Raw genomic sequence first — 15,047 nt, 5'->3', positions numbered from 1 at the left:
CTCCATTTCATTTTTACCTGTTCTATAGAAATTAATTTATTTATAACCATAAACTTAGTATGCTCAGTAAGGCATAAGGACGTACCCTCCTAATAATTTTAATACCATATATAAATAAATACAATTAATTAAGAGGGATAATTTATATATAAATTTTTGATAAAAATGGAGAGGTATATAAGTGGAAAAAGGTTGAATAACATTATATTTCCTTTGAAACATAAAATGCTTTTAAAGTGCATAGGTTAAATAAAACGCTGTTTTACTGTGCTTAAGCGGTGAATTCTAATTATAAAAGGGGGGGAGGATCTAAATAATCACCGCATAAGAAAACCGGTTATTAATTAAATTTTCAGCCTTTAAGTAATAAATTGTAAGGGGAGTTTTATGAGCAGATTGAAAAAATTTAAATTCATGTATTTTGTTGTTGTATTAACTTTTTTATTTGCTAATGCCTCATTTCCAAAAAATATTAAAAAAGTATTCGCTCAGGATGGTGCTGGTACCTGGGAAAGTCCCTTCAGCGTTACCCAGGCAATAGGAGTGCAGGATGGAAGCATAAAAACTGTGCAGGGGTATATAGTTGGGCAGCCAACTTCGCCTACTACTGTAATATTTAGTGGTTTTACTGAAAATACTGCCTTAGCCGTAGCGGAAAGTCAAAGTGAAAAAGATATTAATAAAATGCTATTTATACAGCTTCCCTCAGGGAGTGTAAGGGATAACTTTGGACTGAAAAACAATCCCAGTAAATTAGGTGTTTTAGTGAAAGCCACCGGAGCTTTGCAGCCATACTTCACACCTCATGCAGGACTTAAAAGTACAAGTAAAATGGAGGTTGTCAGTGAAAATACAACTGTACCGGTAACAGGAATTATCCTTGATAAAACAGCTGTGGGAGTAAATTCAGGCGCCAATGTTCAAATTAATGCCTCAGTGCTTCCGGAAAATGCTTCAAATAAGAAAGTGAGCTGGAGTTCTGATAATCCTGATATAGCTGCAGTAAACAACGGTATTATTACAGGAGTTTCAGAGGGAAATACTGTTGTTAAGGTTTCCACTGAGGATGGATGTTTTACTGCAAGCTGTTCAGTCAAGGTAAATCCTTACGCCGATACTATAGGACCGGATATTAAAAATGTATCTCCTCAAAGCGGAGAATATACAGGAGACAATGCAAAACCATTGATAAGTGCAGAATACAGCGACAAATCAGGAATTGATGCTGAATCGATAAAGCTTTTTATGGATAACACAGAGGTTACCTCTAAAGCAACGGTAACAGAAAGTAATATATCTTATACTCCTGCAGAAGCTCTTTCTCAGGGACAGCATATTGTAAAGCTGGAGGTTTCAGATAAAAGTGCTGCTGCAAACAAGACTGTATATAGCTGGAACTTCTTTGTAGGAGTTCAAAGCTACAATTTTTATTTTGGACAGCTCCATAGCCATACCAACTATTCCGATGGACAGGGGACTCCGGAGGAGGCTTTTAAATGGGCAAAGGAAACTGCAAAAGCTGATTTTTTTGCAGTAACAGATCATTCCAACTCTCTTGATAATGATGTAAGCGCTACAATTTTAGATGGAAGCTCCAGTACAGAGTGGAAAAATCTCCATATAACCGCAGACAAGTATAATGAAACTGGAAAGTTTGCTGCCATTGCAGGATACGAAATGACTTGGAGTGGAAGCACCGGAGGATGGGGGCATCTGAATACTTTTAATACTGAAGGATTTTTATCCAGAAACAGCAAAATAGGTGGAAAAGCTATAGATCTGCCTATGTATTACAATGAACTTAAAAAAGTTCCTCAGTCTATTTCCCAATTTAACCATCCGGGACCAACCTTTGGAGATTTTGCAGACTTTGGATACTACGATCCTCAGGTGGATAAGGTGGTTACTTTAATTGAGGTAGGAAATGGAGAAGGAGCTGTAAGAGGTTCAGGCTATTTCCCAAGCTACGGGGAATATACACGGGCATTGGATAAAGGCTGGCATTTGGCTCCTACCAATAATCAGGATAACCATAAAGGAAATTGGGTAACGGCAAATACAGCAAGAACTGTAGTTCTGGCAGGAGATTTAACTAGAGAATCAGTATATGATGCATTAAGGAATATGAGAACCTATGCTTCTGAGGACAATAATTTAAGAATTATGTATAAGGTAAACAATCAAGTTATGGGATCATTTTTATCCAATCCTTCTGCTCTGGATGTAAATATTCAAATTACAGATCCGGACTTAAAGGATAATATAGGAAAGGTTTCAATCATATCCAACGGTGGAGTAGTGGTTGCCTCAAAGGAATTTACAAGTAACACAGCAGAATGGAATTTAAAGCTTAACCCTGATTATTCCTATTATTATCTCAGAGTTGATCAGGCTGACAAAGATATAGCTGTAACAGCACCGGTATGGACCGGACAGCCTCAGATGATGGCTGGAATCTCAAAAGTTTCCACTGACCAGAATATATATACTCTTAACTCTCCAATTAAAATGAATACTGTTTTGTATAATAACGGCAGTAATTCAATAGAAAATCTAAAGGTAGAGTATTTTTACAATAATATAGTTCCGGAAAACAAAATAGGAGAACAGATTATACAAAGTATACCAGCCAGCGGTACAGCAGACACAAATTTTGTATGGTCCCCTGAGAAGACAGGAAGCTATACCCTTTACGCAAGAGTTTTAATAAATGTAAATGGAGAGGAAAAGTCATCCATTGAAAGCACAAAAGTAGAAGTTTTTCATTCTCAGGATGTAGTTAAGGTGGTAATGGACGCAGGACACTACAATCAATATGTTTCCGGAGACTATGCAGGGAAAATGACTATGCTTAAGTCCATGCTTGGAGAAATGAAATTCATGCTTATAGAAAATAATGATGAGATTACTGCAGAGGATTTAAAGGATGCAAAAATTCTAATATTGACAGATCCTCAAAGCAAAGACAATTCAAAATACAAATTATTAAAATCCTTATATACAGATAATGAAGTTCAGGTTATAAAGGATTTTGTAAGCTCCGGTAATTCCCTAATAATAACCTCTAGAGCAGATTATGATGACAAAGGAGTAACAGAAAAAATATATGAAAGCTCTATGCAGGGAAATAAGGTGCTGGAAGCTATAGGTTCAAATTTGAGGTTTAATGATGATGAAATCATAGATAAGACTACCAATGGAGGACAGGAGTTCAGACTATACTTTAACAGGTTTACTTCCTCAAAATACAATTTAACAAGAAACATTCCTGAAGGATTAACCTACAGTGCATACAGCGGATGCTCAGTGATTTTAAAGGATAATGGGGATGAAGGTAAAGTAGAGTGGTTGGTAAAAGGTCACGAAACCACTGAAACCCTTGATTCTGACCTTCAAAAGGATGCTGTTCCGGTGGAAAAAGGAAATGTAGCATCACTGGCGGCGGAAATTCTACCTGGTGGGGGAAAGGTGGTAGTATCAGGAACTACATTCTTCAGTGATTTTGAAACCGCAGGGGATAATCTTTATGCAAATAAACAGATAGCGGACAATATATTGAATTGGGCAGTTATGCCGGCTAAAAAGACCATTGGAGAAGTGAGAGCCGATGAAGATAAGGACGGAAAACCGGACCTCTTAGGAAAAGGAAGGGTAATGGTAGAAGGAAGGGTTACGGCGGCATCTAAAGCGGCCGTTAAGAATACCGCCTTCTTTGATGTGGCATATATCCAGGATGATACAGGAGGAATAACAGTATTCGGTGTATCTTCAAAAGCTTTGCCATTAGGATCATATGTAAGAGTAACGGGAATAATAGATGAATATGACGGAGACACAGAAATCCAAATTTCTAACGAAGATAGAGATATAGAATTGATTGATGACAGCATTTCATTAATAGAACCTAAAGAAATCGCCACTGGTGATTCTATGCTGGAAATCAGCGAAGGACTTCTGTTGAAAATCAAAGGAGAGGTTAAACGAGCAACAGATAATTCCCTTTATATTGACGATGGCAGCGGAGAGGCAAGAGTGTATATAAATGGGTATATAGGAGATGACACTGATAACGAAGAAATGCTTGGAAAATGGGACAAGAATATAAAGGTAGGGGATACAGTAAGCGCTGTAGGTTTAGCTTCTCAGGATGCAGAAGGTCATAGAATAAGGGTTAGAAATACATCAGAAATCCTTAAGATTACCATACCGCTGCAGGGAATAACCTTAAACAAAGAGAAATTAACTTTGCTTCCCGGAGGCAGTGAAGAGCTTTTGGTAAGCTTCCAGCCTGAAAATGCAACTAATAAAAATATACTGTGGAGTTCCAGCGATACGACAATAGTTTCTGTAGATGAAAAGGGGATGGTGACAGCAAATAAAACCGGAAGTGCTATAATAACTGCCATTTCTGAAGATGGAGGATTTTAAGGCTGAATGTTCCGTGGTTATAGCAAAAAAACCGGTGAAATCTGTAGTGTTGGATAAGCATTATATAGTGATGCAGCCAAAGGGCACAGAGAAGCTCAAGGCTTCGGTAATGCCACAAAATGCTGATATTAAAGAGGTTTTATGGAGCACAGACAGTTCCATTATAACCATAGATTCCAAAAATAAAAATCAAGCTGAAATTCATGCTTTGAAGCCTGGAAAAGCAACAGTAACGGTAACCACTGTAGATGGAGGGTATACCGACAGCTGTGAAGTTGTGGTTATGAAACCGGAGGTTTATTCCGCGGTTAAATATGTAGCAGCTATAATAATAAAACTTTTAAAAAATATAATTACTTTTTAATTAAATTAAACATTTTATAAAATACTTTTCAAACACTTATATAATCAAAAAAAACAGATTAGCACATTTTGTGAAAACACGGTGTTTTGTTAATAAATTATCAATAAAACCTTTAAATAAACATTGTTAAATAATAAATTATTTATTATTAACAATAATTTAATAATTTTGACAATTTATTTGTTGCAAACAATTTCACCGACGCATATAATTAAATTATAATATAAATATTTCCAAATGAGAGTAACGGGAGATATCTTTGTGATAGCCGAAGAAGAAATATAGAAAAGATGCCTAGCTTTTTATAGAAACTTTCAGGCAAAAGGAGCGTTACTTGATGGAACTCTGGAAAGTATCCGGGTTCATCGGATCGCCGTAGGAGCAATACAATAATGTAGAATCTCTCAGGTAAATTACAGAGAATATGATGGCATCCTATTTTTTATGTCTATCATATTCTCTTTTATTATACCAAAAAACAAATAATAATTATTAAAAGATAATTAATTAAGGAGGGCTATTGTGGAGAATTTAAAGAAAACGCCGCTTTGCAATGAATATGAAAAGTATGGCGGTAAAGTAATCGACTTTGCAGGATGGGAACTTCCGGTAGAATTTGAAGGCATCATGGCTGAGCATAATACAGTGAGGAATGCAGCGGGTTTATTTGATGTTTCTCACATGGGAGAGATATCAGTTAAAGGAAAGGATGCAATGAAGCTTTGTCAGCATTTACTTACCAATGATCTGTCAAAATTGAAGGATAATCAGGTTCTTTACACCTTTATGTGCAATGAATCCGGAGGAGTAGTGGATGACTTGCTTGCATATAGATTTGGAGAAGAGGATATCCTGCTGGTAGTTAATGCCTCTAATACTGATAAGGATTATCAGTGGATAAAGTCTCATATGGAGGGATATGATGCCGAGGTTTTAAACATTTCTGAGGAAGTTTCCCAGCTGGCTCTTCAAGGACCTAAGGCACAGGAGATACTTCAAAGCTTGACAGATACAGATTTAAATGAAATTAAGTTCTTTTATGCCAGAAAAGATGTGATTATAAGCGGAAAAAACTGCATGATTTCAAGGACTGGATACACTGGTGAAGATGGATTTGAAATTTATACTAAGCCTGAAGACTTATCTTATTTATGGGAGACAATACTAAAAAATTATGAGGTTAGGCCTATAGGACTGGGAGCAAGAGATACCCTAAGATTTGAATCAAACCTGCCTTTATACGGAAATGAGCTTTCCGATGAAATAACACCTTTAGAAGCAGGCTTTGGATTTTTCGTGAAGCTTGATAAAGAGGAGTTTATAGGAAAAGAAGCTTTAAAGGAACAAAAAGAGAAAGGGTTAAAGAGAAAAATCGTTGGCTTTGAAATGTTAGGAAGAGGTATTCCAAGGCATGGTTATAAAGTGGTTAAGGACGGAAAAGAAATTGGGCATGTCACCACAGGATATCTGTCACCTACCTTAGGAAAGAATATAGGATTTGCCCTTGTAGAAATAGAACACAGCAGTTTGGATGAGGAGTTTGAAATTCAAATCAGAAATAAAACTTCAAAAGCTAAAATTATAAGCAGAAAATTTTATGTAAGAAATAAATAAGTTAATTTAAATATATAAATTTTATAATTAAAGGAGAGATAAAAATGTCAGTATTAAAGAATTTACAATACACAAAGGATCACGAATGGTTGAAGGTTGAAGATAATAAGGCTTATATAGGAATTACAGATTATGCACAAAAATCTTTAGGGTCAATAGTTTATGTGGAATTGCCTGAAGTAGAGGAGGAGTTTTCTAAAGGAGAAGTTTTTGGAGTGGTTGAATCCGTCAAAGCGGCTTCAGATATATATATTCCAGTAAGTGGAAAAGTTGTGGAGTCCAATGAAGACACAGTGGATGATCCATCATTAATTAATAATGCTCCTTATGATAACTGGCTTATATGCGTTGAACTTCAAGATGAAGGGGAATTAGATGGACTCATGAGTGCAGAGGAATATGAAGAATTTATCAGCAAGGAGGAATAATTATGCATCCTTACATGCCAAATACCGAAAATGATAAAAAGGAAATGCTTAAAGCAATTGGTGTAGATTCCGTAGAGGAATTGTTTAGGGATATACCTAAAGATGTAAAGCTAAACAGAGAACTTAATCTTCCAGACAGCTACTCAGAGATTGAAGTAAGAAGAGCTATGGGAGAAATGGCTAAAAAGAATAAGAGTACAGAGGATTTAACCTGCTTTTTAGGAGCAGGCTCCTATGACCACTATATACCTTCTGCAATTAAGCACCTTGTTTCCAGGTCTGAGTTTTACACAGCATACACTCCATATCAGCCTGAAATCAGTCAGGGTACTCTTCAGGGAGTTTTCGAATATCAAAGTATGATCTGTAATTTAACCGGCATGGATGTTTCCAATGTTTCCATGTATGATGGACCAACTGCAGCTGCGGAAGGCGCTATACTTGCTTCAGTATCCACAAGAAGAAAAAAAGTCCTTGTATCAAAGACTGTAAATCCTGAAACGAGAAAGGTTTTAAAGACCTATTTAAGCTTTAGAAATGTAGAATATACTGAAATTCCTGAAAAGGATGGAGTTACAGATTTAGAAACACTGCAAAATTCCATAGATGGAGATACTGCAGGGGTTCTTATTCAGTACCCAAACTTCTTTGGAATAGTTGAAGAAATAAAGGAAATAGAAAAATTAATTCATAATAATAAATCACTGCTGCTTATGAGCGTTGACCCTATAGCTTTAGGAACCTTAAAAAGTCCTGGAGAGCTTGGAGCAGATATAGTAGTTGGTGAAGGTCAGGCTTTAGGAGGAAGCATGAATTTTGGAGGCCCAACCTTAGGATTCATGACTGTTACAACCAAGCTTATGAGAAAAATGCCCGGTAGAATAGTGGGAGAAACCGTAGACGTAGATGGCAAGAGAGCCTTCGTTTTAACCCTTCAGGCAAGAGAGCAGCATATAAGAAGAGAAAAAGCAACCTCAAATATATGTTCAGACCAAACCCTAAATTCCATTGCTGCTGCTATTTATATGGCTTCCTTAGGAAAAAAGGGTATAAAAGAAGTTGCTAATCAGTGCCTGCAAAAGTCCCATTATGCATATAATCAACTTATTAAAACAGGAAAGTTCAAGCCTTTATTCAACAAACCCTTCTTTAAAGAATTTGCATTAAAAACTGAAAAATCCGTAGAGGAAATCAATGCAAAGCTTTTAGAAAAAGGAATACTAGGCGGTTTTAACCTGGAAAAAACCGATTATGACTATGGAAACGCTGTGCTTATAAGCGTAACAGAGCAGAGAAGCAGAGAAGAAATAGATAAGTTTGTTGAAATTATGGAGGTGATATAATGAGTTACGATAAGGTTATTTTTGAATTATCCTCCGAAGGAAGAAAGGCTTATTCACTTCCTGCTTTAGATGTACCTGAGCAGGAAATAGCAGAGCTTCTGCCAAAGGAATATTTAAGAGAGGAAGAAATTGAACTTCCTGAGGTGAGTGAGTTGGATTTGGTGAGACACTATACATTGCTATCTAAGAAGAACTACAGCATAGATTCAGGATTCTATCCCTTAGGCTCCTGTACCATGAAGTATAATCCTAAGATTAATGAAGATATAGCTTCCAATCCTAATTTTGCTAAGCTTCATCCATATCAGCCGGAAGAAACTGTACAGGGAGCTTTAGAGCTTATGTACAACTTATCTGAGGCATTATGTGAAGTGGTGGGAATGGACAAATTCACTCTTCAGCCTGCAGCAGGAGCTCATGGAGAGCTTACAGGACTTATGCTTATAAAAGCCTATCACAACAATAGAGGAGATTTAAAGAGGACTAAGATAATAGTTCCTGATTCTGCCCATGGAACAAATCCAGCCAGCGCTACCGTAGCAGGCTTTGACGTGGTGGAGGTAAAATCTAAAAAGGACGGATCTGTAGATGTAGAATCCTTAAAATCTGTACTCAGCGATGAGATTGCAGGTTTAATGCTTACTAATCCAAGCACCTTGGGATTATTTGAAAAGAATATTAAAGAGATAGCGAATCTTGTCCACGAGGCTGGAGGACTTTTATATTATGACGGAGCTAACATGAATGCCATTATGGGAATAACAAGACCAGGAGATATGGGCTTTGACGTATGCCATTTAAATCTTCACAAAACCTTCTCTACTCCTCACGGAGGAGGAGGACCGGGATCAGGTCCAGTAGGAGTAAAAAAGGAATTGATACCTTATCTGCCTGTACCTTTCATTGAAAAGGATGAAAAATATTATTTAGATTATGACAGGCCAGATTCTATAGGTAAAATAAAGAATTTCTACGGAAACTTCGGTGTATTGGTAAGAGCCTATACTTATCTGCTTTCCTTAGGTGGAGACGGACTGAAGGCAGCTTCTGAAAATGCTGTTTTAAATGCTAACTATATGAAGGAAAAATTAAGAGACAGTTATAAGCTTCCAATAGATGAGGTATGTAAGCATGAGGTGGTATTTGCAGGTATTAAAGACAAATCTACCTTAATATCAACCCTGGAAATTGCTAAGAGACTCATAGATTATGGTTTCCATCCACCAACAGTGTATTTCCCTCTTATAGTAGACAATGCTCTTATGATTGAGCCTACTGAGACTGAAAGCAAAGAAACCATGGATGCCTTTATTGAAGCTATGCATTCTATTGCAAAGGAAGCTATTGAAAATCCAGAAATATTTAAAACCGCTCCTCACAATTCCCCTGTAAGAAGGATTGATGAAGTGAGAGCAGCAAGAAATCCAGTTTTAAAATGGAGCAAACAGGAGAACTAATATGGAAAAAAGGATTATTATAATTGGAGGGGGACCTGGTGGCTATACTGCAGCCATCAGGGCTGCCCAGCTGGGTGCAAAGGTAACCTTAATAGAAAAGGAAGCTTTAGGGGGAACCTGTTTAAATAAAGGCTGTATCCCAACAAAAGCTTTTTATAGAAATGCAGAGCTTGTAAATAATTTAAAGGCATCAGCGGATTTTGGCATAGGTCTGAGTGGTTTTTCTTTGGATGCTGGTAAGATGCAGGAAAGAAAAGACGGCATTGTTAACCAATTAGTAAATGGTGTAGCGCAGCTTATGAAGGCAAACAATATAGAAGTAATAAATGGTAAAGCTTCCTTGGAGGATGCTCATAGTGAAAGCTTAAAGGAAGAAGCACTGAAAAAGGTGAAAATCACTCTAGAGGATGGCAGTGAGAAGGTTGTAGAAGGAGACAGCATTATAATCGCTTCAGGCTCCCATACCTTCGTGCCTCCTATTAAAGGTGCCGATCTTGAAGGGGTTTTAACCAGCGATGATATAATAAACTTTAAGGAAATTCCCGAGAGCCTCATAGTAATAGGGGGAGGAGTAATAGGTATGGAATTTGGTGCCATATTCAACTCCTTTGGTACTAAGGTTACTATAGTTGAAGCTCTTCCTTCCATATTGAATATGGTGGATGGTGAAACGGTGAAGAGGCTTAACCCTATGCTTAAAAAGAAGGGTATAGAGGTTCATACCTCCGCCATGGTTAAGTCCATTGAAAAAACAGAGGATGGTCTGCAGGTTAAGGTGGAAGGCAAAAAAGGTGAGCTTTTACTTGAAGGCAGTAAGGTGCTTATTGCAGCAGGAAGAAGACCTAATGTGGAAAACCTAAACTTGGAGGGTGCGGGTATTATCTATGACAGAAAAGGTATCGGTACTGATAAAGGCTTTGAAACCAATATAAAGGGTATCTATGCCATAGGTGATGTAAACGGAAAATGGATGCTTGCCCATGCAGCCTCTCATCAAGGTGTGGAGGTAGCTGAAAGGATTATGGGAATTGAAAGCGCCGGCAGCACTTTAATACCTAACTGCATATTTATCTTCCCGGAAATAGCCTCTTTAGGAGCAACAGAAGAACAGCTTAAAGAGCAGGGAGTAAATTATAAAACCAGTAAATTCTTGTTTGGAGCTAATGGAAAGGCTTTAGCTCTTGGAGAAGGAGAAGGCTTTATAAAGGTTATAAGCGATGAAGAAAATAGGATTATAGGGGTGCATATTTTAGGACCTCACGCTTCGGATATCATTCATGAAGCAGTGCCTATCATAAATGAAAAGCTCAAGGTAGAGGATGTAAAGCACATGGTTCATGCTCATCCAACCCTGTCAGAAGCTTTTTATGAGGCAGTATTAGGCTTAAACAACGAAGCCATACATCTTGTACCCTCCAGGAGGAAATAATAGCATGAGATATATAGACAACACTTCCACAGAACCTTATTTTAATCTTGCTGCGGAGGAATATCTTTTAAAGCATACGGAAGAGGAATATTTTTCCCTATGGAGAAATGAACCCTGTATTATTGTAGGAAAAAATCAAAATACCCTTTCTGAAATCAATGTAGATTATGTTAAGGAAAAAAATATAAAGGTGGTAAGAAGACTTACCGGAGGAGGGGCGGTATTCCACGATCTTGGTAATTTAAATTTCACCTTTATAGTTAATGATAACAACAGCTATAATGATTTCTACAAATTTGTAAAGCCAATTATAGAGGCATTGAAGGAACTTGGAGTAGAAGCGGAGTTTTCAGGAAGAAATGACATGCTCATAGAAGGAAAGAAATTTTCAGGAAATGCTCAATGCAAGCATAAAAACAGAGTGATGCATCACGGTACACTTTTGTTTTCCTCTAACATGTCAGATTTAACGGGAGCTTTAAAGCCAAAGGCTGTTAAGTTTTCTGATAAAAGTGTTAAATCCGTAGCCAGCAGGGTGACAAACATCTTGGATCATCTTAAAGAACCCTTGGGAGTTTTAGATTTTAAGGATGCTATTTTTAAATATATCATAGCAGAACAGGGGAAGATGGTAGAAAGCTACAGCCAAGAGGAAATAGATTTCATTAATAAGCTTAAAGAGGAAAAGTACAGTACCTGGAACTGGAATTATGGAAAATCTCCAAAGTATAACCTTTATAATGAAAAGAAATTCACAGGAGGCACCGTGGAAATAACCCTTCAAGTAACAAAAGGGATTATACAGGATATAAAAATCTACGGAGACTTCTTTGGAAAGCAGGATATTCACGGACTGGAAGAATTCCTAAAGGGAAAGCAGCACAATGAAAGCTGCCTCAGAGAGGCGCTTGAAGGTTTTGATATAGACAGCTATATGACAAATATAACTGTGGATAATTTGATGGAGATGCTGTTTTAGTCAGTGTATTGAAATTGGCTGTGAGTATTAACTCTCAAAAAATGAGAAATACAGAATGTATTAGTAAGAAAATAAAATTCCAGAAAAACCTGCAGTGAGTAATAGGATGTACCCTAATGGGATAGACCTTTTAAACGTCTACGCCATAGGGTACATTTTTTACGTGCTTTAATATGTTAAAATTTATTATATATACTTATTTTAGAGAATCTTTACTAAAGGTTCTATTTTTTTTGAATAGTTTCAATGATAATTTTGGAAGAGGAATAAATTTAGATATTATATTCTTTAAATAATACAATAGTATAAAACCAATAATTCCACCTAGAGTATTTTGAATTAAATAAGTATAATTTAAGTGTTATCACAAACTGATACCCCCATATATCCTCGTCATTAATCCAATAACATTCATAGCTTTACAAAAGTGAAAAAAGCAATCTCCTATCTATATGGTTTCAATGTTTCAAAACCACTCCCTTCTCTTTTGTTTTCCATAACATTACTCCCTTTTAAAATATTCCACAATCGCTATATTTCATAAAAATGCAAAAAATCCTTCCTGAACCATATAGGTGCTGTAAGATTAAGCACCACCAGTCATAATAGTAGGTTTAGTTGAAAACTATTTAAAAGTAGAACTAAATAAATGAGTAAAATACGAACGTAAATAGAAATGAAAATATATTTAATAGCAATATACACGAACAATTATAAATAAAATTGATTTATAGTTTGACATTTTTCTTCCTCGTTGATATGCTATAAGTATAATAATTAATTTTAACCTTTAAATAGGGGATATATATTTCTTGATAAAAATAATTAATATATTTATAGGTTGGGAGAGGTAAATATGTTGCAGCATTATAAAGAAATTTATGTTGAAAAAAAGAAAGGCTTTGACGTGGAGGCAAGTGCTTTATTGGAGGACTTCAAAGAAAATTTGAGGGTACAAGCCTTAGAAGAAGTGCGTTTAATCAATCAATATCTAATAGAAGATATTACTGATGACCTTCTTCAGAGAGCTGTTTATACAGTTTTTTCAGAAAAGACAGTAGATAAAGTATATAAAAATTTAGAGGAAATTAAAGAGGGATATAATGTCTTTGCGGCAGAGTACCTTCCCGGCCAGTATGATCAGAGAGCAGATGCGGCTATGCAGTGTCTTGCGGTAATAAATGATGGCTATGCCCCTTATGTAAAGTGTAGGGTTATATTAGCCTTAAAAGGAAATATTACAAAAGAAGAAATAGAAAAAATTAAGAAGTATTACATAAATCCTGTAGAAAAAAGAGAAGCTCAATTAAACATTCCAATCTTAGATAAGGTTGTTACCCTTCCTTCTGAAGTGAAAATCATAAATGATTTTATTGATATGACTGAAGAAGAATTATCAGCCCTTCATTCTGATTTATCCTTGGCTATGTCTTTGGAGGATTTGAAATTATGCCAGAGATATTTTAAAAATGAACATAGAAATCCCACAGAAACAGAAATCAGAGTAATAGATACCTATTGGTCTGATCACTGCAGACATACTACCTTTCAAACTAAACTCACTAAAATTGAAATAGAAAATGGAATATTAAATGCCCCAGTTTCAAAGGCATATGGAGAATATAAAAAAACCAGAGAGTACATTTATTCTTCTGAAAGAGATATGACGCTGATGGATATAGCCACCGCTGCTATGAAGGAGCTTAGAAAAAGAGGTTTATTAGAAGATTTAGATGAATCCGATGAAATAAACGCATGTACTATAAAAGCTGAAATAGAAACCTCTAAGGGAAAAGAGGATTATTTAATTTTGTTTAAAAATGAAACTCACAATCACCCCACTGAAATTGAACCTTTTGGAGGTGCGGCTACCTGCTTGGGAGGAGCTATAAGAGATCCCCTTTCCGGAAGAGCTTATGTTTACCAGGCTATGAGAGTAACAGGAAGTGGAGATCCCAATGAAAGGGTGGAGGATACCTTAAAGGGCAAGCTGCCTCAGAGAAAAATCACTTTAGGAGCAGCACAGGGATACAGTTCCTACGGAAATCAAATAGGATTAGCTACAGGCCAGGTTTCAGAGGTTTATGATGAAGGCTTTAAGGCTAAAAGAATGGAGATAGGTGCTGTTATAGGAGCGGTTCCTGCAGATCAGGTAGTTAGAAAAAATCCTTCTCCAGGAGATATAGTTATACTTTTAGGAGGAAGAACGGGAAGAGATGGCTGCGGAGGTGCAGCGGGGTCTTCAAAAGAGCATAACTTAGAATCTATAAATAACTGCGGTGCAGAGGTTCAAAAGGGAAATGCTCCTGTGGAAAGAAAGCTGCAAAGATTTTTTAGAAAACCTGAAGCATCAAGAATGATTAAAAAATGTAACGATTTTGGTGCTGGAGGTGTATCTGTAGCTATTGGAGAGCTATGTCCGGGTTTGGATATAAACTTAGATGCAGTTCCTAAAAAATATGAGGGTTTAAATGGCACTGAGCTTGCAATATCTGAGTCTCAAGAGAGAATGGCTGTGGTTATTTCCGAGGAAAATGAAAAGAGGTTTATTGAACTGGCGGAAGAGGAAAATCTGGAAGCTACAAAGGTAGCAGTGGTTACTGAGGATAAAACCTTGAATATGCACTGGAGAGGAAAGAATATTGTAAGCCTTAAAAGAGAATTTTTAGATACTAATGGAGCAAAAAGCTATGCAGAGGTATATGTTAAGGCCCCTGATAAAAAAGAAAATTATTTTGGTAATTATAAAAAAGATAAGGAAAGCAGCTTTGAACTTAGCATTAAAAAGCTTTTATCGGATTTAAACCTATGCAGCGAAAAAGGACTTATTGAAAGATTTGATTCCACCATCGGAGCATCAACGCTATTAATGCCCTTAGGAGGTAAATATCAGCTTACCCCTGCAGAAGGAATGGCAGCAGTAATACCGGTTTTAAAAGGAACTACTGAGGATGCAACCCTTATGACCTATGGGTATAATCCTAAAATTGCAAATTGGAGTCCCT

9 protein-coding genes and 1 riboswitch are annotated in these 15,047 nt (G+C 36.5%); all 9 genes read left to right on the top strand.

The genetic code is table 11. The annotated features are described in order from the left end of the window. Positions 1-387: 387 nt before the first annotated feature. Positions 388-4,428 carry a CehA/McbA family metallohydrolase gene (locus TA89_RS09170; RefSeq protein ID WP_052447398.1) on the top strand — a complete coding sequence of 1,347 codons (4,041 nt, stop codon included), beginning with the start codon at positions 388-390 and terminating at the stop codon, positions 4,426-4,428. After that, positions 4,415-4,792 carry an Ig-like domain-containing protein gene (locus tag TA89_RS09165; protein ID WP_040212758.1) on the top strand — a complete coding sequence of 126 codons (378 nt, stop codon included), beginning with the start codon at positions 4,415-4,417 and terminating at the stop codon, positions 4,790-4,792. Before TA89_RS09170 ends, TA89_RS09165 begins: the two co-directional genes overlap by 14 nt. A 335-nt stretch (positions 4,793-5,127) precedes the next feature. Then, positions 5,128-5,221: riboswitch (glycine riboswitch) on the top strand. A gap of 93 nt (positions 5,222-5,314) precedes the next feature. Beyond that, a complete protein-coding gene (gene gcvT / locus TA89_RS09160) occupies positions 5,315-6,406 on the top strand; it encodes a glycine cleavage system aminomethyltransferase GcvT (RefSeq protein WP_040212755.1) in 1,092 nt (363 codons plus the stop codon). A 44-nt stretch (positions 6,407-6,450) separates the two neighbouring features. Continuing rightward, positions 6,451-6,834: a glycine cleavage system protein GcvH gene (gene gcvH, locus TA89_RS09155; protein WP_040212753.1), complete on the top strand. Its 384-nt coding sequence runs from the start codon at positions 6,451-6,453 to the stop codon at positions 6,832-6,834. Between the two features lie 2 nt (positions 6,835-6,836). Continuing rightward, positions 6,837-8,177: an aminomethyl-transferring glycine dehydrogenase subunit GcvPA gene (gcvPA, locus tag TA89_RS09150; RefSeq protein WP_040212751.1), complete on the top strand. Its 1,341-nt coding sequence runs from the start codon at positions 6,837-6,839 to the stop codon at positions 8,175-8,177. Next, entirely contained in the window at positions 8,174-9,634 is a 1,461-nt protein-coding gene (gene gcvPB / locus TA89_RS09145; RefSeq protein WP_147590101.1) for an aminomethyl-transferring glycine dehydrogenase subunit GcvPB, read from the top strand. The genes gcvPA and gcvPB overlap by 4 nt, the downstream gene beginning before the upstream one ends. Before the next feature lies 1 nt (position 9,635). Continuing rightward, positions 9,636-11,063 (top strand): dihydrolipoyl dehydrogenase, encoded by a 1,428-nt coding sequence (gene lpdA, locus TA89_RS09140; RefSeq protein WP_040212749.1) that lies wholly within the window; start codon positions 9,636-9,638, stop codon positions 11,061-11,063. A 4-nt stretch (positions 11,064-11,067) separates the two neighbouring features. Further along, positions 11,068-12,042 carry a lipoate--protein ligase gene (gene lplA, locus TA89_RS09135; protein WP_040212747.1) on the top strand — a complete coding sequence of 325 codons (975 nt, stop codon included), beginning with the start codon at positions 11,068-11,070 and terminating at the stop codon, positions 12,040-12,042. An 856-nt stretch (positions 12,043-12,898) separates the two neighbouring features. Continuing rightward, positions 12,899-15,047, top strand: a 2,149-nt coding sequence (locus TA89_RS09130; RefSeq protein WP_040212746.1) for a phosphoribosylformylglycinamidine synthase, incomplete at its 3' end; no start/stop codon positions are given.

This window comes from Clostridium polynesiense, assembly GCF_000820705.1.
Taxonomy (GTDB): Bacteria; Bacillota; Clostridia; order Clostridiales; family Clostridiaceae; genus Clostridium_AA; species Clostridium_AA polynesiense.
This window is presented reverse-complemented; position numbering and strand designations above follow the sequence as displayed.

What these genes read in the sequence shown, in the direction of transcription:
- TA89_RS09165 (WP_040212758.1), top strand. Translation starts at nt 4,415, where the DNA reads ATGGAGGATTTTAAGGCTGAATGTTCCGTGGTTATAGCAAAAAAACCG.
- TA89_RS09170 (WP_052447398.1), top strand. Translation starts at nt 388, where the DNA reads ATGAGCAGATTGAAAAAATTTAAATTCATGTATTTTGTTGTTGTATTA.
- lpdA (WP_040212749.1), top strand. Translation starts at nt 9,636, where the DNA reads ATGGAAAAAAGGATTATTATAATTGGAGGGGGACCTGGTGGCTATACT.
- gcvH (WP_040212753.1), top strand. Translation starts at nt 6,451, where the DNA reads ATGTCAGTATTAAAGAATTTACAATACACAAAGGATCACGAATGGTTG.
- gcvPA (WP_040212751.1), top strand. Translation starts at nt 6,837, where the DNA reads ATGCATCCTTACATGCCAAATACCGAAAATGATAAAAAGGAAATGCTT.
- lplA (WP_040212747.1), top strand. Translation starts at nt 11,068, where the DNA reads ATGAGATATATAGACAACACTTCCACAGAACCTTATTTTAATCTTGCT.